Origin of the sequence: Serratia sp. PAMC26656, from assembly GCF_016469055.2 — a bacterium.
GTDB classification, from domain to species: domain Bacteria; phylum Pseudomonadota; class Gammaproteobacteria; order Enterobacterales; family Enterobacteriaceae; genus Serratia; species Serratia plymuthica.
In genome coordinates this window covers 1,871,910-1,896,560 of the sequence record NZ_CP150486.1, presented here as the reverse complement: position 1 = coordinate 1,896,560, position 24,651 = coordinate 1,871,910, and the positions used below count along the sequence as shown (strand labels likewise).

Genomic DNA, 24,651 nt, shown 5'->3' with positions numbered 1-24,651 from the left:
CAGGCCCTGAACTTAAGGTTTTTTCTGCAGCGGCACGCCGAGATCCTGCAAATGCTCAACGAACACCGAGGGGCGTTCGCGATCCTGCAATAGCCAGACCTGATGTTTGGCGCGTGTCAGCGCCACATACAACAACCGTCGCTCCTCTGCATCAGGGAAATCTTCCGGTTGTGGTAACAGGACATCCTCCAGCACCGACTCGCGCGCTACCGCAGGAAAACCATCGCTGCCCTCGTGCAAACCGGCGATGATCACATATTCCGCTTGCTGCCCTTTACTGGCGTGAATCGTCATAAACTCGAGGGTCAGTTTTGGCCACCGGGTCGCCGCTTTCGACAGCACTTCCGGTTTCAGATGGTGATAACGCGCCAGCACCAGAATGCGCTCATCCGGCTTGGCGTAACCGCTCAGTTTATCGAGCAGGTTCTCCAGCTGTTCATGCGGTAAAATTACCACCGATTTCTTGTTGCCCTTACTCAGGCTATTCAACGGTTTCTTCAACTGATGCGGGTTCTGCTGCACAAAGCGGTTTGCCACCTCGCCGATACGATCATTGAAGCGATAAGTGGTATCGAGCGCGCACTGAGCGCCTTCGCCAAAGTTTTCGGCAAACGCCGTGGTAAGCGTCAACTCCGCACCGCTAAAGCGGTAAATAGCCTGCCAGTCATCACCGACAGCGAACAGACAGGTCTGCTTATTCTGCTTGCGCAGCGCTGCCAGCAACTGTGCTCGTTGCGGCGAGATATCCTGGAACTCATCCACCAGGATGTGCTTCCACGGGCTGACAAAGCGCCCTTTTGCCAGAATATGGACCGCCTGATGAATAAGGCCGGAAAAATCTACCGCCCCCTCATCTTTAAGTGCACTTTTCCAGGCTTTCAACAGCGGCGCCATCAGCCGAATGCGTTTTGAAAACAGGTCACGGATCTCTTCATCCGCCTGTTCGATCATTTCCGCCTGGCTGCCACCGTGCATCCTCATCAGCCCCAGCCAACGTTCTAGCCTGCCTGCCAGCCGCTCGGCCAGGCGCTTATCCTGCCAAAAGTCGCCTTCAGGCACGTCCCACTCCAGCTCCTCAATCAACCACTGACGCCACCCTTTGGCCTGCGCCTTTTTCTCTGCGCACTGTTGCTGCCAATGGGTAATCAACAACGTACGCCGGGCTTTGCTGTCGGTTTCCAACTTGCTGATTACCGGTACTTTACGGTTGCCCTGCTGAATGATCTGCAGCGCCAGCGCGTGGAAGGTTTTAGCTTGAATCGCCACACTGCCCAAACGCTCCTGAATGCGCTCATTCATCTCTTCCGCCGCCTGGCGACCAAACGCCAGCAGCAGTATCTGCCCGGGTTCAGCCTCCTGACGGCGCAACAACCAGCCGGCTCGCGCCACCAGCACCGAGGTTTTGCCGCTGCCGGCGCCAGCCAGAACCAGTACCGCGTCTTCGCCATTTACCACGGCACGGCTTTGCGAGTCATTCAACGGCGAACTTTCGATAGTCTGGAAGAAATCGTGATACGTCTCCAGCATGCGTTCTGTCCACTGCTGATTACGCAGCCCCACACTGCGCAGCCCATGCTGCAACCACTGCAGACACAGCTGGTAGTCATCCCGACAGTTGTCGAACTCATCGAGCCGCGCTACCGGCATTGGCAAGGCGCCAAAAGACTGTCGGATCTGCTGCTGCAATTTGCCCAGTTCTGACTTTTTGAACCATTTATCCTGCTGTTCAATACGCTGGATATGTTCTACCTGCTGCTGTAAAACGCCTGAGCTGACTTCACTCATCTCGGTGCTCCATTGCTGCCAGGCCTGTTGCAGGTAGTGGTAGAAACGCTGAGTTTCTTGCCATTCGGTACCGTGTAGGCGTACCACTTTCTCATCGGGCAGCTCAAATTCCAGCTCACCCCAGACGATGCCGCGTTTACATCGGACCTTAATCAACTGATTGAAAGGGATAAGATATTCGTGTTTCTCACCGCTCACCTCAACCCCGGCGTGCAGCAACCGCACGCGGTTGTAAGGATGCTGAGCCAGGTGTTTCCCCAGCGATGTCGCTTTAAGTTCCATATCGGCGCGCCATGACTATGTTGAGATTAAATAACGGATATCTGCCAGTTTACCTGTGATAAGCAGTGGCACTCTAGCGCTAAAAAAAGGGTAGAATAGATTTTGCGTTTTGATACCAAACGCAACCGCTTCGCGGTTTGACCATCATTAGAGCAGAATGACGACTATGCGTACTGTACTGAATATTCTTAATTTTGTGTTGGGCGGTTTTTTCACTACCTTTGGCTGGCTGATCGCAACGGTATTCAGCGTCATACTGATTGTTACCCTGCCTCTGACCCGCTCGTGCTGGGAGATCACCAAATTATCGTTTCTGCCTTTCGGCAACGAAGCCATTCACGTGAATGAGCTGTATCCGGAAAAAAGCAACGCGCTGCTTTCCGCCAGCGGTTCACTGCTGAATATTGTCTGGTTGGTGCTCTTCGGTTGGTGGTTGTGCCTGTCCCATATCGCCGCAGGCATTGTGCAGTGCGTGTCGATTATTGGCATTCCGGTTGGTATTGCCAATTTCAAGATCGCCGCCATCGCACTGTGGCCGGTGGGTCGCCGCGTAGTATCGGTTGAGATGGCTCAGCAGGCCAGAACTGAAAATGCCCGGCGTCAGTACCAACAGCGTTAATTTTTTCTCCGCCTGAGGAGTTTTTCGTGCTCTCTTTTGCACCCGCAATACGCCGTTATGCCTACAACAGCAATTTGCTTTATAACCTGCGTATTTTTATTGCGCTGGCTGGCGCGGCCGCCGTCCCTTGGTGGCTGGCCATTCCCAAACTCACTATTCCCCTGACTCTGGGAGTGGTAGCGGCGGCGTTGACGGATTTGGATGACCGCCTGAGCGGCAGGCTGCGTAACCTGCTGATCACGCTAGTGTGTTTTTTTATAGCCTCCGCCTCCATTGAGCTGCTGTTTCCTTATCCATGGTTATTCGCCCTCGGTCTGACTACCTCGACCTGCGGCTTTATCTTACTGGGGGCATTGGGGCAGCGCTACGCCACCATTGCGTTTGGCGCCTTGCTGATCGCAGTTTACACCATGCTTGGCACCTCAATGTATGACGCCTGGTATCAGCAACCGATACTGCTGATCATTGGCGCCCTGTGGTACAACCTCCTGACGCTGATTGGTCATCTGATTTTTCCTATTCGTCCATTACAGGAAAATTTGGCGCGCTGCTATGATCGGTTGGCAAATTATCTGGATGCCAAGGCCAACCTGTTTGACCCCGATGCCGAACATGCTGCGGACCTGCCGTGGGTGGATGTGGCAATGGCCAACAGCACGCTGGTGACGACTCTCAACCAGACCAAAGTCTCATTGCTGACGCGGCTTAAAGGTGACCGCGGTCAGCGCGGTACGCGTCGTACCCTGCATTATTATTTTGTAGCGCAGGATATTCATGAGCGTGCCAGCTCCGCTCATGTTCAATATCAGGCCCTAAGCCGACAATTTCGTCATAGCGATATCCTGTTTCGTTTCCAGCGCTTGCTCAGCATGCAAGCGCGCGCCTGCCAGCAGTTGGCGCAGTCGATCCTGCTGCGGCAAAAATACCAGCACAACCTGCGTTTTGAGCCGGCTTTCAGCCGCATTGATGAAGCTCTGGCCCGCGTGGCCGTCACCCAGGAAAATCGTGAGCTGACCAAAGCGCTATCGCACCTGTTGAAAAATTTGCGCGCGATTGATGCGCAGTTGGCGAATATCGAATCCGAACAGGCGCTGGCCGACGGCCAGGCGGAAGAGAACAGTCTGTCAGATGACCGGCTCACTGGCTGGAGCGACATCCGCCTGCGCATTAGCCGCCATCTGACGCCCCAGTCAGCCTTATTCCGCCATGCTATTCGCATGTCTGTGGTGCTGTGCATCGGTTATGCTTTTATTCAGTTTACCGGCATGCAGCACGGTTACTGGATCCTGCTGACCAGCCTGTTTGTTTGCCAGCCCAATTACAATGCCACGCGCCGCAGGCTGGCGCTGCGTATCATAGGTACGCTTGCCGGTATTCTTATCGGCCTGCCGATCCTCTATTTTGTCCCCTCGCAGGAAGGCCAGATGGTGTTAATCGTCATTGCCGGCGTCCTGTTTTTTGCTTTTCGTACCGTGCAGTACGCGCACGCAACCATGTTTATCACCCTGCTCGTACTGCTGTGCTTTAACCTGCTGGGTGAGGGCTTTGAAGTGGCTGCGCCACGCGTCTACGACACCCTTTTGGGATGCGCCATCGCTTGGGCAGCCGTGAGTTTTATCTGGCCAGATTGGCATTTTCGCCAATTGGCGGCCGTGGTGAGCAAAACGTTGAATGCCAACTGCCGCTATCTGGATGCGATTTTGGTGCAATACCATCAGGGTAAGGATAACGGTTTGCCGTACCGTATCGCCCGCAGGGATGCACACAACAGCGACGCAGAGTTGGCCTCGGTGATTTCAAACATGTCGGCCGATCCAAAGGCCGACAAGGTGGTTCAGGATGCCGCTTTTCGCCTGCTGTGCCTGAACCACACCTTGTTGAGTTATATCTCCGCATTGGGCGCACACCGCGAACACATGAACAATCCCGCAACGCTGGAGTTGCTGAATGATGCCGTATGCTATGTCGATGGTGCCTTGCATCAGGAAGAACAAGACGGCCGACGCATCGCTCAAGCGTTAGAAAGCCTTGCCGAGCGCATCCAACTCGCGGCTCCAGAACCAGAAAGCAAAGAGCAACTGGTATTACAGCAGATAGGACTGGTCATTGATCTGCTGCCGGAGCTCATGACGTTAAAAGAGCAGATAGCTAAATCGGCATGATCACGCGAGATCTTTCATCAAGTCCTTGATTCCTGGCGTATGCCCATGACTAAGCAGGACCATGGTATGTTCGAACCACTCGGTTAGCTCACTGCGCAGGGCCAGGGGCAAGGCGGCATGGTGATAACCGGCAATCGCCCCGCCTAAGGAAAGCAGCACTCGCAATCCTAAATTGCGTTGCTGCTGCAACAACCGTAGATAGCTGCGTTTGGCGCCATTCAAGCGCAAATCATAGACATTGCGAATACCGACCCGCCACAGCAAACGCTCCATGTTGATATCGATGTTCGGTAACGTTCTCAGCCGACCATGCGTATCCATTTTGACCTGAAGTTCCAGGCGGGCCTCCCGAATGGCCTGCCGCGCCAATCCAACAAGCTCATCCTGCGCTCGCCACAGAGATTCATCGACCCAGTAATAACGCAGGGTGATTGGGACTCCTCGTTTGGAGTAAACCATATTGACCATTCCACGGGCGCGGAAAGCAGGCTCCAGGCTATCCGTCGCTCGAAGATACAGCTCGTCTTCCGCTATCACCCCAAACATGACACCATCAGCCAGCAGCCCATAACCGCCAAACTGCGAGCGCGTAGTAATGCTCCCTAATGCGCAGAAACACGCTTTGGCCTGTTTGACCCTTCCTGTAGATATCCCTTTCATGAAGCTTCTCCTTGTGTAGGTTCTAATTGTATTATTTCTCACATCAATGAAATAAAAGTAACGTGAACAAGTAATTAGAAAAATACGCACTATCAGCAGCTCTGCCAATCATAAAAACAGGACGTCTAAAAAATAATCGCAATTATGCGAGGCACTACGAAAATTTGAGTTGATCTTATTCATGTCCAGATGTACTGTATAAACATACAGTGACACTACGGGCGGGATACTTTATGCGTACTCAATCACTCTACAAACCCCATTTCAGCCACACCTCTTTTGCGGTGAACAATGCTGCGGAAAACTCGGATGCCGGTAAAGAAAATGGCCTTATCAGTGAACTTGTTTACAACGAGCATCAACCCGCGGTGGCGCAACTATTGCTCCCCCTGTTGCAACAGTTAGGCAGACAGTCACGCTGGCTGTTATGGCTAACCCCACAACAAAAACTCAGTAGATTGTGGCTACAACAGTCTGGTTTGCCTGTTCATAAGGTCGTGCAACTGAGCCAAATCACTCCGCTTGCCACCGTTGAAGCGATGGAAAAGGCACTTCTGACGGGTAACTACAGTGTGGTTCTCGGGTGGTTGCCCGATCTTACGGAAGAAGATCGTCTAAAATTACGGCGTGCGGCCGAATTGGGTCACGCTTATGGGTTCATAATGCGTCCACAACGTGACACAAACTCGACTCACGGACAGTGTTCCATGCTAAAAATTCAGTCTTCTTTGTATCATTAAGTAAATTTAGGATTTTTCCCATCATTTTTATCTCTTTGGGTGGGAACCTTTGATGGATCAGGTGCAAAGCGAGTGCCGCTGCGGTTCCGCACGAAAAAATGCAGACTAAATTGCCCCATTTTTTACCGGTTAGTGTTAGTAAATATGTACGATTCTGCGTTTTTTTTTAGAGCTTTATCACATCACACTTGTAACTTTCGCGCCACGTTGTAGACTTTACATCGCCAAGGTTGCTCTATAACGCCAGAAAAACTGGCCGAGTAACAAACGAGGGCTCAAACCTTGGCGAAGGAATTTAACCAAGGGCTTAAAACAGCTTTAAAGCTCATTGCCTATTTGGATGATAACGAGGCGCAAAATGAAAAAGACAGCTATCGCATTAGCAGTGGCACTGGCTGGTTTCGCTACCGTAGCGCAAGCCGCCCCAAAAGATAATACCTGGTACACCGGTGCTAAACTGGGCTGGTCCCAGTACCATGACACTGGTTTCTACGGCAACGGTTACCAGAATGGTATCGGCAATGGTCCGACCCATAAAGATCAACTGGGTGCTGGCGCGTTCCTGGGTTACCAGGCGAACCAATACCTGGGCTTCGAGCTGGGCTATGACTGGCTTGGCCGTATGCCTTACAAAGGCAGCGTGAACAACGGTGCTTTCAAAGCACAGGGCGTTCAACTGGCAGCTAAACTGAGCTACCCAATTGCTGACGATCTGGATATCTACACTCGTCTGGGTGGTATGGTATGGCGTGCAGACTCCAAAGCTAACTACGGCAATGGCACTCGTCTGAGCGACCACGACACCGGCGTTTCTCCGCTGGCTGCAGTGGGTGTTGAATACGCACTGACCAAAAACTGGGCTACTCGCCTGGACTACCAGTTCGTTAGCAACATCGGTGATGCAGGTACTGTCGGCGCACGTCCAGACAACACCATGCTGAGCCTGGGTGTTTCTTACCGTTTCGGTCAGGATGATGTTGTTGCACCAGCACCAGCACCAGCTCCGGCTCCAGTTGTTGAAACCAAGCGTTTCACTCTGAAGTCTGACGTGCTGTTCAACTTCAACAAAGCAACTCTGAAACCAGAAGGCCAACAGGCTCTGGACCAGCTGTACACTCAGCTGAGTTCCATGGATCCTAAAGACGGTTCTGTTGTAGTTCTGGGTTACACCGACGCAGTGGGTTCTGACCAGTACAACCAGAAACTGTCTGAAAAACGCGCACAAAGCGTTGTTGATTACCTGGTTTCTAAAGGTATCCCTTCAGACAAAATCTCCGCACGTGGTATGGGCGAAGCTGATTCCGTCACTGGCAACACCTGTGGCTACAAAGCTGGCCGTGCTACTAAAGCGCAGATCGCTTGCCTGGCACCAGATCGTCGCGTAGAGATCGAAGTTAAAGGCATCAAAGACGTTGTGACTCAGCCACAGGGCTAAGTTACCACTTCTTAGTAAAAAACCCCGCATTGCGGGGTTTTTTTGTCTATTAGCCAGTGACCTTTGCAATAACGGCCCCTTTTCTTACCAGGCTGGCCGGTTACTCTTCGTCTTTACCGAGGATCGCCTTCAAATCCTGTTTCAGTAACGACATCTGACTGGCGTACTTCTCTTTACGTTCGGCATCTTCGATCAGTTGTACTACCGTCTCTGACAGCGTCACCCCGCGGCGACGGGCAAGCGCGGCCAGACGCTGCCAAACCAGAAACTCCAGATCGATAGATTTTTTACGCGTGTGTTGATGTTCTGCGTTAAAATGACGTTTACGCCTTGCGCGGATAGTTTGTTTCATCCGGTTATCAAGTTCCGGATTCATATGCCTGCTAATCCAGGTCAGCACTTTTACCGGCTCATTTTCCAGCTTAAGCAGCTCGTCAATGGCTTCCTGAGCTACACTGTTTTCAATGTGGCGGGTAATAGATTCACCTTCCCGGTGCTTTTTCACCAGGTATTTCCATTTCCAACCACTCTCCAGGTTTTCCAGTTGCTGATATTTCATCTTGAACTCTTCAGTGACCGCGTAACTTTATTAAGCATAACAGCTTTGCGCCGAATTTCCCCGGCAATTACGCCCCCTTTTAGACTGTTTTTTGCACAGTCATCGCGCGATGTCAAACTCCCTGATACCAACTGTGACTCTGTATGTATCAAGCTGGCGTTATTCTTGTATAATCGCCCTTTCCCTTTTTGACGATTGCATCTAACACTTTGACCAATAACCGACTTGAATGGCAATCTCTGTTGCCGGACGTTACGCCTTATCAAGCGATATTTGATACCGCTGCTCAATTGGCACCTGTGTCCTTTGCCTCTATTCAGCCTCGGCTGGAAAATGCACTGACGCTGTTTTGCCACCCACAGTCGCCACCGCGTTTCATGTTGCTGAAAGCGCAGGAAACCCGCGAATATCTGGCATTGATTGCCCGTGCGGTTGAGCCATTGCAGCCGCAGAACACTGCGTTCAAAGGCAGCCACTATGTGATCCAGGGCAGCAAGATAAACGTAGAGCCTGCCCGTCAGGGTGATGAACCCTTTGCCGCCGGTGGTGCCTGCGTGTTTCAGGAATGGGTGGAACCGGAGCAACTGTTTGGCTGTGTCAGAATTCATAATGATGAAATCTCGCTGCAGCCGGGCCTGGTGCATCAGGCCAACGGCGGCGTGCTGATCCTGTCGGCACGTTCTCTGCTGGCCCAGCCGCTGCTATGGCTGCGGTTGAAGCAAATGATCACCCAACGCCAGTTCCATTGGGTTTCTCCTGATGAAACACGCCCGCTTCCGGTCACTATTCCATCGATGCCGCTTGAGCTGCGTCTGATCGTAGTTGGCGATCGTCACGGTCTTGCCGACTTCCATGATATCGAGCCGGAACTTAGCGAGCAGGCTGTCTACGGCGAATACGAAGATGACCTGCAGCTCACCGAAGCCGAGGATATGGTGCAGTGGTGCAGCTACGTCAATACCGTTATCGATGAACAACAACTGCCCTCGTTGGCGGCGGATGCCTGGCCTCTATTGATGATACAAGCTGTGCGCTACAGTGGCGATCAGGGCAACCTGCCACTTTCACCGCTATGGATCGGCCAGCAGCTTTCTGAAGCAGCACTGTACGCAGAAGAAGAAAGTATTACAGCCAAAGCCTTTGAAGCTGCTTTGAATGCACGCGAGTGGCGCGAAAGCTACCTTGCCGAACGGATGCAGGATGAGATCGAGCTGGGCCAAATTCTGATTGAGACCGAAGGCGAAGTTGTCGGCCAGATCAACGGACTCTCCGTGCTGGAATACCCTGGGCATCCACGCAGCTTCGGCGAACCGTCCCGCATCAGCTGCGTTGTGCATCTTGGCGACGGCGAATTTACCGATGTTGAGCGTAAGGCCGAGCTTGGCGGTAACCTGCATGCCAAAGGCATGATGATTATGCAGGCGTTTCTGATTTCTGAGCTGGAACTGGATCAGCCGCTGCCCTTCTCCGCTTCAATCGTGTTTGAGCAATCCTACGGTGAAGTAGATGGCGATAGCGCCTCGCTGGCCGAACTGTGTGCATTGATCAGTGCGTTATCACTACAACCGATCACCCAGCAGATTGCGGTAACCGGCTCAGTCGATCAATTCGGCAATGTGCAGCCGATTGGCGGCGTCAACGAGAAGATCGAAGGCTTTTTTGAAGTTTGCCAGCGTCGCGGTTTGACGGGCAAACAGGGCATCATTCTGCCAGCAACTAACGTGCGTCACCTGTGTCTGCGCCAGGATGTGGTCGATGCGGTGCGCGAAGGGCAATTCCATCTGTGGGCCGTCGACAGCGCCGCAGAAGCCTTGCCATTACTTACCGGTTACCCCTACTCTGATGAACAGCAACCGAATCTGTTAGCTGCTATTCAGGAACGAATTGCGCAGGTGAATCCGCAGGAACGTCGGCGCTGGCCATGGCCGTTTCGTTGGCTTAACTGGTTCAACCACGGCTGATCGGACTTGTTCAGCGTACACGTGTTAGCTAATCTGCGTCCTTCAATAAAATAAGGCTTACTGAGAACATGGTAGAAAAACGCGACTCCTATACGAAAGAAGACCTCGAAGCATCCGGCCGTGGCGAGCTGTTTGGCGCCGGTGGCCCGCCGTTGCCGGCAGGTAACATGTTGATGATGGACCGCGTGGTCAAGATGACCGAAGACGGTGGCTCCCACAACAAGGGTTATGTGGAAGCGGAACTGGATATCAATCCGGACCTATGGTTCTTCGGTTGCCACTTTATCGGCGATCCCGTGATGCCAGGCTGCCTGGGTCTGGACGCCATGTGGCAGCTGGTAGGTTTCTATCTCGGCTGGCTGGGCGGCGAAGGTAAAGGCCGTGCGTTGGGCGTGGGTGAAGTGAAATTCACCGGCCAGGTACTGCCAACCGCGAAGAAAGTCACCTACCGCATTAACTTCAAACGCGTCATCACCCGTAAACTGATTATGGGTGTGGCTGATGGTGAAGTGCTGGTCGATGGCCAGGTCATTTATACCGCCAGCGATCTGAAAGTGGGCCTGTTCAAGGACACTGCTGCGTTCTAATCGCAGTGACGGCGGCCCTTCCCGGCCGCCGTTTGTTTTCCCCGCCGTTATCTTGTTGTGAACTGCAAAGCTCACGTTCATAACGGCCAATCAGTTACTACAATTATTGTAGTAACTCAAGAGGTGTGCCATGCAAAGAACCCGTTTTGATAACATGCCATGCCCGATAGCACGCTCGCTGGATCGCGTCGGAGAATGGTGGAGCATCCTGATACTTCGCGATGCGTTTCAAGGACTGTCAAAGTTTGATGAATTCCAGCAAAGCCTCGGCCTTTCACCCACCATACTGACTCGCCGCCTAAAAGATCTGGTGGAAAGCGGCATTTTTCATAAACAGCGTTATCAGACGCGGCCGGTACGTTATGAGTATTTGCTCACCGAACGCGGCCAGGATTTTTTCCCGGTGCTGGCGGCTCTGTTTCACTGGGGCAACACCCACCTGGCCGATGAAGGCATTACCGCCGAATTGGTCGATCGCCGTACCGGGCAACCGATATATGTGCAACTGGTCGACAGCGTCAACCGCCAGCCGATCGCATTGCATAACATCACTTTAGCGCCAGGGCCGGCGGCAAGCGACGGTATACGTCGGCGTGCAGCCCTGATGCAACAAAATCATTCTGCATTACCCCCCGAATTATCCAAGGAGTCACTATGAACAGTCGTCGTATAGTCATTACCGGCATGGGTGCCGTTTCACCACTGGGATGCGGCGTAGAGGCTATCTGGCAGCGCCTGCTAAATGGCCAGTCAGGCATTCGTCCCCTTCCGGAAGCGATCGTGGCCGACCTGCAGGTAAAAATCGGTGGTCAGGTTCCTACTCTGGAACAGGATGCCGAAGCGGGCTTTGATCCCGACCTTTCCGTGGCGCCAAAAGATCAGAAAAAAATGGACCGCTTTATTCTTTTCGCCATGGCGGCGGCCGATGAAGCGATCCGCCAAGCGGGCTGGGTCGCGGATACGGAAGAGAAACAAGAACGCACCGCAACCGTGATCGCCTCTGGCATCGGCGGTTTCCCTGCTATTGCCCACGCGGTGCGTACCACTGACAGCCGTGGTACCAAACGCCTGTCGCCATTTACCATTCCGTCCTTCCTGGTTAACCTGGCCGCCGGCCACGTCTCGATTAAACACCAGTTCAAGGGCCCGATTGGCGCCCCCGTTACCGCTTGTGCAGCAGGCGTACAGGCCATCGGCGACGCAGTACGTATGATTCGTAACGATGAGGCTGACATCGCGCTGTGTGGCGGTACAGAGGCCGCTATCGACACCGTCAGCCTGGGGGGCTTCGCAGCCGCGCGCGCCATGTCCACTACGCCGCCAGAAGCGGCAGAAAAAGCGTCGCGGCCTTTCGACAGCGCTCGTGACGGCTTTGTCATGGGCGAAGGTGCCGGCATGCTGGTCATAGAAACGCTGGAACATGCGCTGGCTCGCGGAGCAACGCCGCTGGCGGAGATTGTCGGTTACGGCACCAGTGCGGACGCCTATCACATGACCTCCGGCGCAGAAGATGGCGATGGCGCCTACCGTGCAATGAAAATTGCCTTGAAACAGGCAGGTGTCTCACCCGAACAGATCCAACATCTGAACGCCCACGCCACGTCCACACCAGTGGGCGATCTGGGGGAAATCAACGCGATTAAACACCTGTTCGGTACCGACGGCGGCGTGGCGGTGACCTCTACCAAATCCGCGACCGGCCATTTACTGGGCGCCGCGGGCGGGTTGGAAACCATCTTTACTGCGCTGGCACTACGCGATCAGATCGCACCGGCCACGCTGAATCTGGATAATCCGGATCCGGCAGCCGAGGGCCTACATCTGGTGGCGAAAAAAGCGCAGCCTATGGCCATCAATTATGCGTTGTCGAACGGTTTTGGTTTTGGCGGTGTAAACGCGAGTATCTTGCTGAAACGTTGGCAGGGGTAATACGACTTAAACAAAAACCTCCGCCTTGAGCGGAGGTTGTTCCTTTTTATGACAGGGAGCCGCTTAAGCGGTCACAGCCCTGTCTTCCATGGCTTCTCGCCAACCTCCCAGCCATTGAGACCGGCTGTCCACAGTTGTTTTATAAGGACAAAGATCTTTCGGATGTCCTAAAATACCTGCCTGATAACCTTTCGAATGCGCCCTTTCCAGACGATCGCGTTTCTGTCTCTTCATGCCTCGTTTCCCTCACTTTTTGGTCAGTTGGAAAGAAAACAATGGCTGCTTTATATGCAGCCACGTATAAGCAATAGCGCTAAATGAAGGGAAGATCAATGCGCAAAATTCACGCCAATGTCATATTTGTGAGCTATACCCGCAGAATTGGCTAAGTGGCTGATATGCTGGAAAACACGATAATTCATTGAAATAAAATAAAAATCCCTCCCGGAGAAAAGTTTTAATATCTCTCGCCGGAAGGGATTAGACCGTTTTAGTACAAATTATGACTAAAAACGTCCCGCCTGGGAGGCGATAGCCTGGGCTTCCTGCTGCCAGCCCTGCGCCAACGTACGCACCAGTGCGTCGTAGCCATCCTCGCCCTGTTTCAATTCCAGGCTGAACGGCCGTTTGGTCAGATTGCCCTGATGATTCAACACCCACTCGCCACGGATAATCGCCTTGCCGTCAAAGCGGCCGTGGAAGCCGCTGATGGTGACGTTAAGCACATCCTGCTCGCTGCTCATCGGCTGAGAAGACACCACCCACCCTGGCAGCGCGCTGCTCAGGTTGGTGACCAGCGTCTGCTGCAGTTGTTGATCGAGCGGGCTGGCCCACAGGTTGTTCTGAGCGATCACGTACTGCACGTCATTGGTCTGGTAAACCACACCGTTCTGCGCCAGATAATCCGCCACGCTGACGTGTTCCAACCACAGCTGACGTGTCGCAGTGCCGGTACTGACCGGTGCAGGCGCACCCAGCGCCGGCAGTTGGTAGTAGGTTTTTTGTGGGGTGCTGCTACAGGCGCTGAGTAACAGCGCCAGGGCTACCGGAATCCATTTCATCATTTATTGGCCTTCTTCGGCTGAGGATCGTTACTGCCCGCGGCTTCAAATACCAGCGCGTTGCTCTTTTCGTTCAGGGTACGCAGCACCGGTTGCAGCTCACGCAGCACCTGATCAAGACGTTGCATATCACCGACCATTTTGTTGTAGGCCGGAGAACCTGGCTGGAAACCTTTCACACTGCGATTCAGTTCCTGCAGCGTTTTTTGCATATCCTGCGGCAGCGCCTTCATCTCTTTGCTGGCGATGATGTCGTTCAGCGACTGCATGGTTTTCTGCGTCGACTGCATGGTTTTCTGGCTTTCCGCCAGGGTTTTGGTCGCTTCGTTGATCATCGGATTCAATGGCAACGAGTTGATCTTATCCAGCGTCTGCATCAGTTTCTGCTGGATCTGCGCCAAACCGCCGCTGGTAGTCGGCATCAACGGATAACCGAACAGCTCACGCGGCCCTTTCCAGGCTTTCTCCTGCGGATAGAAGTCCAGATCGATATACAGAGAGCCGGTCAGCAGGTTGGCGGACTTCAGAGAAGCGCGCATACCGCGTGATTCCGCATCTTTCAGATGGCCTTCGATATCGAAATTGCCACCCAGCTGTTTCTGGAAGCGATCCGGTTCAATGCGGATTAACACCGGAATGCGGTAGTCATTGTCCAAACGTTGCGCCATGCCTTCTTTATAGAACGGCACTTGCGCGACCGTACCAAGGCGAATGCCACGGAATTCTACCGGCGCGCCCGGCTGCAAACCGCGAACCGAGTCGGAGAAGAACATCAGGTAATCCTTGTGTACGGTATACAGCGAATCCTGGATGCTGCGCTGGTTATCGAACAACTGATATTCCGCCTTCTCTTTCGCCAGTTCACCGCGATCCCAACCGTCCGGCACGTCAAAACTTACACCGCCGCTGAATAACGTTGCCAACGAGCCCATTTCCACACGCATGCCCTGCGCCGACATGTCGAACGCCACGCCGCTGTCTTTCCAGAAGCGCACGTTGCTGGTCACCAGTTGATCATAAGGCGCCGAGATAAACAGCTGATAGCGCATGGCGCGCTGCTTGGGATCAAAATAACTGGTCTCTACCGAACCGACGCGATAACCACGGAACAGCACCGGGTCACCGGCGTTCAACTGACCCGATTTCTCGCTGTCGATCACGATGCGCAGCCCTTTGGCGTCCGGAGACGCCAGTGGCGGCGCATCCAGCAATTGGTAATTATCCTTGCCTGCCTTGCCCTTGGTACCCGGCTGCAGTTCGATATAGGCGCCGGACAATAGCGTACCCAGGCCGGAAACGCCTTCGCGGCCAATCTGCGGTTTAACTACCCAAAAGGCGCTATCCTGATGCAGCAGTTTCTCCATGCCAGAGTTAAGCCGCGCCTGCACCATCACCTTGCTTAGGTCGTCACTCAACGTCACGCTCTCGACGACGCCGACGTCAACGCTACGGCTCTTGATTTTGGTTTTGCCCGCCTCCAGTCCTTCGGCAGTGGTGGTAACCAAGGTCACCACCGGCCCCTGATGGCTAAAGTGGTAAAACAGGATCCACGCGCCGATCAACGCGGTGACGATGGGAACAATCCACACCGGCGACCAGCGCTTGATCTTTTCAACTTCCGCGACGCTATGATTATTTTCCGTCACCTTGCGGCTCCTTTTTTATTGTCTCGTTTACGCGATCCCAGGTCAGCCGGGGATCAAACGTCATGGCTGCAAACATGGTGAGGATCACCACCAGGGCGAACAGCAGCGCGCCAGTAGCAGGATAAATACTCATCAATTGTCCCATCCGTACCAATGCCGAAAGCACGGCAATAACAAACACGTCGATCATTGACCAGCGGCCGACAAACTCAACCACTTCATAAATCAGGTGCATTCGTTCGCTGTCGGCCCTGTCTTGCCGTTTGCTGTTGGCATCCCAGCACAGCCAACCAATCGCCAACATCTTCAGCGAAGGCACCATAATACTGGCGATGAAGATAACCATCGCCACGGGATAAGATCCTTCCCCCCACAGCAGGATCACCCCGGCCATAATGGTGGAAGTGATTTTGTTGCCCAACGCCTCGGTAACCATAATAGGCATTAGATTCGCCGGAATATACAGCATGATCGACGTAAACAGCAGCGCCAGCGTCCATTGCAGACTGTGACGGCGACGCACATAACCATTGGTATGGCAGCGTGGGCAATGAGCCAGCTCCGCCGGCAGGATCGCCGTACAACACGGGCAGGAGCGCAAACCCTGGCGTAATCCGGTCCGCCCCACCATCACCGGGCGATCGATGTGCGGCATCGGCTCTATGTCGTTCCACAGCCAACGGCGATCCACACACTGGAAGGCACGCACCTGCAGTAAGCAAAACAGGCAATAAGCCCCAAAGCTGCTGCCGACGCCAATATCCCCGTAGGCCATCAGCTTGACGAAACTGACTAGAACCCCGGCGAGAAAAATTTCCACCATGCACCAGGTTTTGAACTGGAACAGCATCTTGGCCATCCACTCTTTCAGGCCAAGAGGGATGCGTACCTTGGCGCATAACAGAATAATAGCTACCATGCAAAACGCAGGGATCAACTGAACGAATACCATAAACAGCGTGGCCATGCTGGCGTAATCTTCAGCCACCATCACCTGCGGGATCTGGATCAGTTTGATTTCGTTACCGATACCGGCAACGCGCATATTGATAAAAGGGAAAATATTCGCCAGCAGCAGCATAAACAAAGCGCTGACGGCATAACCGATGGGCCGCTTGCGCGGTTCCTCCCAGCGGGAGCTGAGGGTCGTTTTACAGCGCGGGCACACCGCTTTTGTGCCATATACCAGCGGCGGCAACGCCACCAACATGTCACACTGCGGGCACAGCATCAGGTTGTCCCGTTGCTGTTCAGCAGGCTTTGCGTGGCTGTGCTGCTCGTGATTGTCGTGGGAACACACCATATTCCTCCTTAATAACGTTGCTCACCGGTACGGCAATACCGCCCGCAGCAGCGCGCGGACGGTATTCTCAACGGTTAGCCGTTTTTCATCGCTTCCAGCTCTTCCCAACGGGCGAACGCTTCTTCCAGCGCCCCTTCAGCGGCGGCCAGCGCCGTCAACACCTGCTGTGTTTCACTGTGTGGACGCGTGAAGAAATCCGCGTCGCTCATTTGCGCCTGCAGCGCTTCGATTTCCGTTTCCAGCTGTTCCAGCCGCTGTGGCAACTGTTCCAGCTCGCGCAACAGGTTATAGCTCAGTTTAACCGCTGATTTCTTCGGCTGTTCAGCCTTTTTTTCCGCCAACGGTTTGTTCTGATCGGCGGCGGCAACCTGACGGATCGGTTTCGCTGTAGCGCGTTGATGATGCGCATCGTAGTAACCGCCGACGAAGGTGCTGATCACGCCCTTGCCTTCGAAGATCCAACACTCGGTCACCGAGTTATCAACGAACTGACGATCGTGGCTCACCAGCAGCACGGTGCCTTGATAGCCATCGATCAACTCTTCCAGCAACTCCAGCGTTTCGACGTCGAGATCGTTGGTTGGTTCATCGAGGATCAGCAAGTTGCTCGGTTTCAGGAACAGCTTGGCCAGCAACAGGCGGTTACGTTCGCCGCCCGACAGCGCTTTCACCGGCGTCATCGCGCGTTTTGGGTGGAACAGGAAGTCCTGCAGATAGCCCAACACGTGGCGGGACCGGCCGTTGACCATCACTTCCTGCTTGCCTTCCGCCAGGTTGTCCATCACCGTGCGTTCCGGATCCAGATCGGCGCGATGCTGGTCAAAGTAAGCCACTTCCAGCTTGGTGCCGCAGTGTACACGGCCACTGTCGGCTTTCAGTTGACCGAGCATCAGTTTCAGCAACGTGGTTTTACCGCAACCGTTAGGGCCAACCAGCGCAATCTTGTCGCCACGCTGCACCTGAGCGGAGAAATTACGCACCAGCACTTTGTCGCCGACCTGATAGTTAACGTCCTCCATCTCGAACACGATCTTGCCGGAACGTACCGCTTCTTCCACCTGCATCTTGGCGGTGCCCATCACTTCACGACGTTCCGAACGCTCGTTACGCAGCGCTTTCAGGGCGCGGACACGGCCTTCGTTACGAGTACGGCGGGCCTTGATGCCCTGGCGGATCCAGACTTCTTCCTGAGCCAGCTTGCGGTCGAACTCAGCATTTTGCAGCTCTTCCACCCGCAGCGCTTCTTCTTTGCTCAGCAGGTACAGATCGTAGTTACCCGGCCAGGACACCAGCTTGCCGCGATCGAGATCGACAATGCGCGTCGCCATGTTGCGGATAAAGGAACGGTCATGGGAAATGAACACGATGCTGCCCTGGAACTCTTTCAGGAAACCTTCCAACCAGTCGATGGTTGAGATATCCAGGTGGTTGGTCGGTTCGTCGAGCAGCAACACGCGCGGTGAGCTGACCAGCGCACGGCCCAGAGCGGCCTTGCGCAGCCAACCGCCGGAGAGCGAGGACAACTCTGCGTCGCCGTCCAGCCCCAATTGCAACAGCACTTCGCTGATGCGGCTGTCGAGTTGCCACAGGCCCTGGTGATCGAGGATCTCCATAATCTGCGCCATACGCGTCAGATTTTTCTCGCTGGGATCGGTTTCCACCAAATGCGAAATCGTGTGATAGGCTTTCAGATGTTCCGCCTGCTCGGCTACGCCTTCGGCGACAAAATCGAATACCGTACCGCCGATATTGCGCGGAGGATCCTGCTGCAGACGCGCCACAATCAGATCCTGCTCGTAAATCACCCGGCCATCGTCCAGCGGAATTTCTTTGCCGAGGATCTTCAACAGCGTGGATTTACCGGCGCCGTTGCGCCCAACCAGACAAACGCGTTCGTTGTCTTCAATATGAATTTCGGTGTTGTCTAAAAGCGGCGCATCGCTGAAGGACAGCCAGGCGCCGGACATGCTGATTAACGACATAGTAATTATTTTCCTTCGCCGGCATGGGTGAGCAGCCAGCAGTTATGAATTTGACGGTTACGGGCAAAGTCCTGCGACTGCGTCTGGGCGGTGATCTCTTTCGCCTCCAGACCCAGTTCGCTCAGGCCGGCCATATCCATCTGGAAACCGCGCTTGTTGTTCGAGAACATGATGGTTCCGTTACGGCGCAGCAACCGTTTTAAATCTTGCATCAACATCAGGTGATCGCGCTGGACGTCAAAGGTGTTCTCCATTCGCTTGGAGTTGGAGAACGTCGGCGGATCGATAAAGATCACGTCGAACTGTTCGTCGGCATTATGCAGCCATGACAGGCAGTCCGCATGGATCAATCGATGCTGTTTACCGGTCAGGCCATTGACGCGCAGGTTCTTCTCTGCCCATTCCAGGTAGGTACGCGACATATCCACGGTAGTGGTGCTGCGCGCGCCGCCCAATCCGGCGTGAACGCTGGCTGTGCCGGTATAAGCGAACAGGTTGAGGAAGTCTTTGCCTTTGCTCATCTCGCCCAACATACGGCGCGCGATGCGGTGATCGAGGAACAAACCGGTATCGAGATAATCGGTCAGATTAACCCACAGCTTGGCATTGAACTCTTCCACCAGCAAGAACTCACCTTTCTGAGCCAGCTTTTCGTACTGGTTTTTGCCCTTCTGACGCTCACGGGTTTTCAGGATCAGTTGGTTTGACGGCAGGTCCAGCACCGACAGCGTAGCATTGATCACGTCGAACAGACGTTGACGCGCCTTCTGCGCATCGACGGTTTTCGGCGGCGCATACTCCTGCACCACGACTTTGCTGCCGTAGCGGTCAACCGCGACGTTGTATTCCGGCAGATCGGCGTCGTACAGTCGATAACATTCAATGCCCTGCTGCTTGGCCCACTTGTCGAGTTTTTTCAGGTTCTTGCGCAGACGGTTGGCAAAGTCTTCCGCCGCCAGCACGCCGCTGGCACCCTGCGGGTTCTCCGCCAATTGGTAGTTTTTCTGTACGCAATCCAGCGGACCGTTTTTAGCCTTGAATTGGCGTTCGGCGCGCAGTTGCAGGCAGCTCAGCAGCTCCGGCGACGCGCTGAACAGCGACAGTTGCCAGCCGCCGAAGGCGCTCTTCATAATGCGGCCCAGCATATTATGCAGCGCGATCAGCGCCGGTTCGCTTTCCAGTCGCTCACCGTAAGGCGGGTTGCTGACCACGGTGCCCGTTGGGCCTTCCGGCAGCGGGTTGGTCAGTTTGCTGACGTCGCCGACGTTAAAAGTAATCAGTTCGGCAACGCCGGCGCGGCGGGCATTGCCGCGCGCCATCTCAATCACTCGGCGATCGATATCCGAGCCGAAGAAACGCGAGGTGGTTTCCTGCAGACCACGGCGCGCGCGCACCTGCGCTTCGGTGATCACTTCACGCCACAAATCGACATTGTGGCCGTTCCAGGCGGTAAAGCCCCAGTGCTGACGGTGCAAGCCCGGCGCGCGATCGGAGGCAATCATCGCCGCTTCAATCAGCAAGGTGCCTGAACCGCACATCGGGTCAAGCATCGGCGTGCCCGGTTGCCAGCCTGAACGCTGTACAATCGCGGCCGCCAGGCTTTCCTTCAACGGCGCCTGGCCGGTCAGATCACGGTAGCCGCGCTGATGCAGACCTTCGCCGCTCAAATCGAGCGCTACGCTGGCCATATCGCGCTGCAGGAATACGTTAACTCGAATGTCCGGCTGTTGCTTTGCCACCGTCGGACGTTGGTCGATCTTGCGGGTGAAGCTGTCTACAATGGCGTCCTTGACCTTCAGCGCGCCATATTGGCTGTTACGGATCTCTTCGTTAACGCCGCTGAAGTGAACGGCGAAGGTTTTATCCACGCCAAAAATGTTCGTCCAGTCGATCGCCTGCACGCCAAGATACAGGTCCAGATCGCTGTGTACGCGGAATTCATTAAGCGGCAACAGAATACGTGAGGCCAGGCGGCTCCACAGCAGGCTTTGGTACAGAAGACGATCGTCACCCTGAAAATGTACCCCACCCTGCACCACTTTGCAGGCGTGAGCGCCCAGCGCTTCCAGTTCGCTTTTTAACAGTTCTTCCAGTCCACGCGCCGTGCTGGCAAACAGAGAGTTCATATCGTACTTATCACCAAAAAGAAAATTGTTGCGCATTATAGCTAATCCAGACCGCTTGTCATAAAGTTGCTCCCTTCTATTTAATAATCGTACGGAGATAAGGGTGATTACGCTTTCCAGACTTTACGTTCATCCGGTTAAATCGCTTCGGGGTTTGCAACTTTCTCACGCACAAGTTTCCAGCAGTGGTCTGGCGTTCGATCGCACCTTTATGATCACCGAGCCGGATGGCACCTTTATTACAGCACGCCAATATCCGCAGATGGTATTGTTTACGCCTGCACTGCTGGCGGACGGCCTGTTTCTGACCGCACCGGACGGGGAAAGCGCAGCTATCCGTTTCGCAGATTTTGCTGCCGAAGCGCAGCCAACCGAAGTGTGGGGCAATCATTTCACCGCCTTGATTGCACCGCCGGCGATCAACAGTTGGCTGAGTGGTTATTTCCAGCGTGAGGTACAGCTACGCTGGCTAGGCCCTGATTTGACCCGGAGAGTCAAAAAACACCCGGAAATCCCTTTATCTTTCGCCGACGGTTATCCTTATCTGCTGATTAACGAAGCCTCGTTCAATGATTTGCAGCAACGCTGCCCTGGCAGTATCAAGCTCGAACAGTTCCGCCCCAATCTGGTGGTGACCGGTGCCAGCGCCTGGGCCGAAGACGGCTGGCAGGTGATCCGCGTCGGTGACGTGATGTTCGATCTGGTAAAACCGTGCAGCCGCTGCGTGCTCACCACCGTCAGCACCGAGCGCGGGCGCAAACACCCCAGCGGTGAGCCACTGAGCACCCTGCAAAAATTCCGCACCGCCGATAACGGCGATATCGATTTTGGCCAGAATATGGTGGCGCGCAACAACGGTATTATCCGCGTTGGCGATGCGGTGGAAGTGTTATCGACCAAGCCGCCACGCCCTTATGGCGCAGGTAAAGTGGTCGAAAGCATGCAGGCGCCGCAAGACAGTGCGCAGAGCGTCACCATCGAATACGCAGGGAAGGTGTTTACCGGCAATAATCAGCAGATTTTGCTGGAGCAGTTGGAACAGCAAGGGATCCGCGTGCCTTATTCATGCCGTGCGGGGATTTGCGGCAGTTGCCGTATTGAGTTGGTCAGTGGCGAAGTGGCACCGCTGAAGAAAAGTGCGGTAGCGGGCAACGGCACCATTCTTTCCTGCAGCTGTATTCCGAAAAGCGATTTGACGCTGGCGTGATCCGCCTTATACCGCCCTGTCGTAGGCCGGGGCGGAAGCTTCATCCTGCGCACAGGGTTTAAGGCGATCGTGCATCACCTTGATCGCATCACCCAGCACCATGGTACGTCCGGCCAGCGACAGCTGATTTTGCGCCAGCAGACACAAGCTGGCGTTATCGCCGGCTTCAACGACCAATAAGCGGGCATCTGAGCCGCTGTCCATCACCTTCACCGCCGCCAATTCACCGTTCTTCGGCTGCAGCGGATAATGCTGCTGGGCGAAGTGCCAGCTTTTCGGCATCAAGGGTTTCAGGAAGCGATAGGCCACCAGAGCGTTTAATACCAGTTCGGCGCGTTGCTCATGGCTGAGCTTTATCTGTTTGCACTGCTCTTCATAATTAAAATAAAGCGCAGCGTCATCAACGCAAAAGGCGCATTCATCGAAGGCATCCGGCGTTAACATTTTGGCCGGGAAGCGTGAGCGGAAGATCATCCCATTGGCTAAATCCAGCATTAGCCGATCGTGTTCAGCATCAAAATACCAACGCCAATTATCGTCAGGTTTTATCTTCATCTCTTATCCTTCTCGCTGCCCATGCCACACTCTATTTACCCAAAAGGCGATTTTATCACCGATAAAGTAGCTCAAACATCGGATAATTCCGCGAACGATATTTATGCCAGTGGACAAAATATAGACGAGCCGGGGGAAGAAATAAACCCCCGGCTGAAAATCAAAGAAAAAATATTAGATGTAGTTAACGATATCTTTAATCAGACGCGGACCGTGGAAGATAAAACCGGAATAAATTTGCACCAGCGAAGCACCGGCCGCCATTTTTTCCCGCGCGGCGGTCAGGGAGTCTATTCCGCCGACACCGATAATCGGCAAGCGGCCCTGCAGCTCAATCGACAAACGGCGGATCACTTCGGTGCTGCTCGCCTGCAGCGGACGACCGCTAAGGCCCCCCGTTTGCTCGCAGTAATTCAACCCCTGGATCAACTTGCGATCCAGCGTAGTATTGGTCGCGATCACGCCATCAATATTATGCCGCACCAGGCTGTCGGCTATTTGGATCAATTCTTCTTCAGAAAGATCCGGCGCGATCTTTACCGCGACCGGTACATATTTGTGATGCCGCGCATGCAATTCCTGCTGCTTATTTTTAATGGCGGCTAAAAGATCGTCTAACGCTTCACCATACTGTAGGGATCGTAAGCCCGGTGTATTTGGTGACGAAATGTTAATCGCGATATAGCCGGCATACGGATAAACTTTATCCATGCAGATCAGATAATCGTCTTTTCCTTGCTCAACCGGGGTATCTTTATTCTTGCCGATATTAATCCCCAGAATGCCGCCAAAATGGGATTTTTTAACGTTTTCAACCAGATTATCCACACCCTGGTTATTAAAGCCCATGCGGTTGATCAGGCCTTCGGCTTCCACGATGCGGAACAGGCGCGGTTTATCATTGCCCGGTTGCGGGCGCGGCGTCACGGTGCCAACTTCGACAAAGCCAAACCCCATGGCGCCGAATGCATCGATGCACTCACCGTCTTTATCCAGACCGGCGGCCAACCCCAATGGGTTTTTAAAAGAGAGCCCCATGCAGCTAACCGGCTTGGCCGGCACAGACTGACGAATGAGAAATTCTAACGGGGTGCCGGTGATACGGCGAAGCTGATGAAAGGTCAATTCATGCGCACGCTCGGGATCGAGCTGGAACAACGCTTTCCTGATGATGGGGTAGTACATGTACTCTCCTGATTTCCCGGTTGCAAACCGGGGGCCGATTATCCGGCATCCCCTGATCAATTGGAATTGATTAAAAGCAAAAAAAAGCGTTTTTTACGCAATCGTTTTCCTTTAACGGCCCCAGATCGCCGCCAATCCGCATTTACGCATATCAAAATCAAAAAATGAGATTTAAGCAACCCGCTCCTAACTGATAGGTTTAAAACAGATCACAAACATTTCCTGATTAAACCTAACTTTTAGTTATAAGGAGTGGCAATGCGCGTTATATCACTGGCCGGCAGCCCCCGCATCCCCTCGCGCTCAGCCGCGCTGCTGACCCTGAGTCAAAACTGGCTGCAGCAGCAAGGTGTAGAAGTGATTGCCTACACGCTGCACGATTTCGATGCCGAGGATTTGCTCTACGCCAATTTTAACAGCCCGGCGATCAAAGCCTTTGCCGAGCAGTTAGCGCAGGCAGACGGTTTGCTGGTGTCGACGCCGGTCTATAAAGCCTCGTTCTCCGGCGCGCTGAAAACCCTGCTGGATTTGCTGCCGGAACGCGCCCTGGACCATAAGGTCGTGTTGCCGCTGGCCACCGGCGGCTCTATTGGCCACATGCTGGCGGTGGACTACGCCCTGAAGCCGGTGCTGGCGGCGTTGAAAGCGCAGGAAGTGCTGCACGGCGTGTTTGCCGATGATAGCCAGGTGGTGCTGAACGGCGAAGAAATCAACCTGTCTGACGGCGTGGCAACCCGCCTGGAAGAGGCGCTGGAAAGTTTTTATCTGGCGCTCGGCCGTCGCAAACCGCCCACGGTAAAGCTCTCCCCTTCCCTGTTTGCCCGTCAGACTGCCTGACTGAGAAGAGAATAAAAAGGAAAAGGACAT

At 54.1% G+C, this 24,651-nt stretch carries 21 protein-coding genes; 10 read left to right on the top strand and 11 right to left on the bottom strand.

Translation table 11 applies throughout. The annotated features are described in order from the left end of the window. Nucleotides 1-12: 12 nt before the first annotated feature. On the bottom strand, nucleotides 13-2,067 hold the full coding sequence (gene helD, locus JEM67_RS09535) for a DNA helicase IV (RefSeq protein ID WP_199635121.1): 2,055 nt from the start codon (nucleotides 2,065-2,067) through the stop codon (nucleotides 13-15). 166 nt (nucleotides 2,068-2,233) lie between these two features. On the opposite strand from helD, the gene JEM67_RS09530 reads away from it, so the two are divergent. Then, the gene (locus tag JEM67_RS09530) at nucleotides 2,234-2,686 is read left to right on the top strand and encodes a YccF domain-containing protein (protein ID WP_013812336.1); all 453 of its coding nucleotides are present in this window, start codon (nucleotides 2,234-2,236) and stop codon (nucleotides 2,684-2,686) included. A gap of 26 nt (nucleotides 2,687-2,712) precedes the next feature. Further along, nucleotides 2,713-4,848 (top strand): YccS family putative transporter, encoded by a 2,136-nt coding sequence (gene yccS / locus JEM67_RS09525; RefSeq protein ID WP_199635122.1) that lies wholly within the window; start codon nucleotides 2,713-2,715, stop codon nucleotides 4,846-4,848. Here yccS and JEM67_RS09520 read toward each other — a convergent pair whose 3' ends face one another. After that, nucleotides 4,849-5,508 carry a TfoX/Sxy family DNA transformation protein gene (locus tag JEM67_RS09520; RefSeq protein WP_199635123.1) on the bottom strand — a complete coding sequence of 220 codons (660 nt, stop codon included), beginning with the start codon at nucleotides 5,506-5,508 and terminating at the stop codon, nucleotides 4,849-4,851. A 233-nt stretch (nucleotides 5,509-5,741) separates the two neighbouring features. Between JEM67_RS09520 and sulA the strand changes: the two genes are divergently transcribed. Continuing rightward, nucleotides 5,742-6,248, top strand: a complete 507-nt coding sequence (sulA, locus tag JEM67_RS09515; protein WP_199635124.1) for an SOS-induced cell division inhibitor SulA — start codon at nucleotides 5,742-5,744, stop codon at nucleotides 6,246-6,248. Between the two features lie 358 nt (nucleotides 6,249-6,606). Further along, nucleotides 6,607-7,683 carry a porin OmpA gene (gene ompA / locus JEM67_RS09510; RefSeq protein ID WP_199635125.1) on the top strand — a complete coding sequence of 359 codons (1,077 nt, stop codon included), beginning with the start codon at nucleotides 6,607-6,609 and terminating at the stop codon, nucleotides 7,681-7,683. 100 nt (nucleotides 7,684-7,783) lie between these two features. Here the strand turns inward: ompA and matP are convergent, their stop codons facing one another. Continuing rightward, the gene (gene matP, locus JEM67_RS09505; protein ID WP_004942789.1) at nucleotides 7,784-8,242 is read right to left on the bottom strand and encodes a macrodomain Ter protein MatP; all 459 of its coding nucleotides are present in this window, start codon (nucleotides 8,240-8,242) and stop codon (nucleotides 7,784-7,786) included. A gap of 209 nt (nucleotides 8,243-8,451) precedes the next feature. Between matP and JEM67_RS09500 the strand changes: the two genes are divergently transcribed. The 4 genes from JEM67_RS09500 (at nucleotide 8,452) to fabF (ending at nucleotide 12,719) form a co-directional block, all read left to right on the top strand. Further along, nucleotides 8,452-10,203, top strand: a complete 1,752-nt coding sequence (locus JEM67_RS09500; RefSeq protein ID WP_199635126.1) for an AAA family ATPase — start codon at nucleotides 8,452-8,454, stop codon at nucleotides 10,201-10,203. A 68-nt stretch (nucleotides 10,204-10,271) separates the two neighbouring features. After that, complete coding sequence (gene fabA, locus JEM67_RS09495) at nucleotides 10,272-10,790, top strand: bifunctional 3-hydroxydecanoyl-ACP dehydratase/trans-2-decenoyl-ACP isomerase (RefSeq protein WP_004942787.1); 519 nt, start codon at nucleotides 10,272-10,274, stop codon at nucleotides 10,788-10,790. Nucleotides 10,791-10,920: 130 nt separating this feature from the next. Continuing rightward, nucleotides 10,921-11,448, top strand: coding sequence for a winged helix-turn-helix transcriptional regulator (locus JEM67_RS09490; RefSeq protein WP_199635127.1), 528 nt, complete (start codon nucleotides 10,921-10,923; stop codon nucleotides 11,446-11,448). After that, on the top strand, nucleotides 11,445-12,719 hold the full coding sequence (fabF, locus tag JEM67_RS09485; protein WP_013812329.1) for a beta-ketoacyl-ACP synthase II: 1,275 nt from the start codon (nucleotides 11,445-11,447) through the stop codon (nucleotides 12,717-12,719). The genes JEM67_RS09490 and fabF overlap by 4 nt, the downstream gene beginning before the upstream one ends. Nucleotides 12,720-12,782: 63 nt before the next feature. Here the strand turns inward: fabF and rmf are convergent, their stop codons facing one another. The 6 genes from rmf to rlmKL form a co-directional block, all read right to left on the bottom strand. Beyond that, a complete protein-coding gene (gene rmf, locus JEM67_RS09480) occupies nucleotides 12,783-12,953 on the bottom strand; it encodes a ribosome modulation factor (RefSeq protein ID WP_013812328.1) in 171 nt (56 codons plus the stop codon). A gap of 272 nt (nucleotides 12,954-13,225) precedes the next feature. After that, nucleotides 13,226-13,783, bottom strand: a complete 558-nt coding sequence (gene pqiC / locus JEM67_RS09475; RefSeq protein ID WP_013812327.1) for a membrane integrity-associated transporter subunit PqiC — start codon at nucleotides 13,781-13,783, stop codon at nucleotides 13,226-13,228. After that, a complete protein-coding gene (gene pqiB, locus JEM67_RS09470; RefSeq protein ID WP_199635128.1) occupies nucleotides 13,780-15,426 on the bottom strand; it encodes an intermembrane transport protein PqiB in 1,647 nt (548 codons plus the stop codon). Before pqiB ends, pqiC begins: the two co-directional genes overlap by 4 nt. Beyond that, a complete protein-coding gene (gene pqiA, locus JEM67_RS09465) occupies nucleotides 15,413-16,729 on the bottom strand; it encodes a membrane integrity-associated transporter subunit PqiA (RefSeq protein ID WP_013812325.1) in 1,317 nt (438 codons plus the stop codon). The genes pqiB and pqiA overlap by 14 nt, the downstream gene beginning before the upstream one ends. A 74-nt stretch (nucleotides 16,730-16,803) precedes the next feature. Then, entirely contained in the window at nucleotides 16,804-18,711 is a 1,908-nt protein-coding gene (locus tag JEM67_RS09460) for an ABC transporter ATP-binding protein (RefSeq protein WP_199635129.1), read from the bottom strand. Nucleotides 18,712-18,716: 5 nt separating this feature from the next. Then, nucleotides 18,717-20,837: a bifunctional 23S rRNA (guanine(2069)-N(7))-methyltransferase RlmK/23S rRNA (guanine(2445)-N(2))-methyltransferase RlmL gene (gene rlmKL / locus JEM67_RS09455; RefSeq protein ID WP_143760061.1), complete on the bottom strand. Its 2,121-nt coding sequence runs from the start codon at nucleotides 20,835-20,837 to the stop codon at nucleotides 18,717-18,719. Nucleotides 20,838-20,940: 103 nt separating this feature from the next. On the opposite strand from rlmKL, the gene JEM67_RS09450 reads away from it, so the two are divergent. Beyond that, on the top strand, nucleotides 20,941-22,044 hold the full coding sequence (locus tag JEM67_RS09450; RefSeq protein WP_199635130.1) for a YcbX family protein: 1,104 nt from the start codon (nucleotides 20,941-20,943) through the stop codon (nucleotides 22,042-22,044). A 6-nt stretch (nucleotides 22,045-22,050) separates the two neighbouring features. On the opposite strand, the gene JEM67_RS09445 is transcribed toward JEM67_RS09450, so the two are convergent. Together JEM67_RS09445 and pyrD are read right to left on the bottom strand one after the other, a co-directional pair. Next, entirely contained in the window at nucleotides 22,051-22,599 is a 549-nt protein-coding gene (locus JEM67_RS09445; RefSeq protein ID WP_013812322.1) for a cell division protein ZapC, read from the bottom strand. A gap of 174 nt (nucleotides 22,600-22,773) precedes the next feature. After that, nucleotides 22,774-23,784, bottom strand: a complete 1,011-nt coding sequence (gene pyrD, locus JEM67_RS09440) for a quinone-dependent dihydroorotate dehydrogenase (protein ID WP_199635131.1) — start codon at nucleotides 23,782-23,784, stop codon at nucleotides 22,774-22,776. A 258-nt stretch (nucleotides 23,785-24,042) separates the two neighbouring features. Between pyrD and ssuE the strand changes: the two genes are divergently transcribed. Continuing rightward, nucleotides 24,043-24,621 (top strand): NADPH-dependent FMN reductase, encoded by a 579-nt coding sequence (gene ssuE, locus JEM67_RS09435; RefSeq protein ID WP_013812320.1) that lies wholly within the window; start codon nucleotides 24,043-24,045, stop codon nucleotides 24,619-24,621. Nucleotides 24,622-24,651 lie beyond the last annotated feature (30 nt).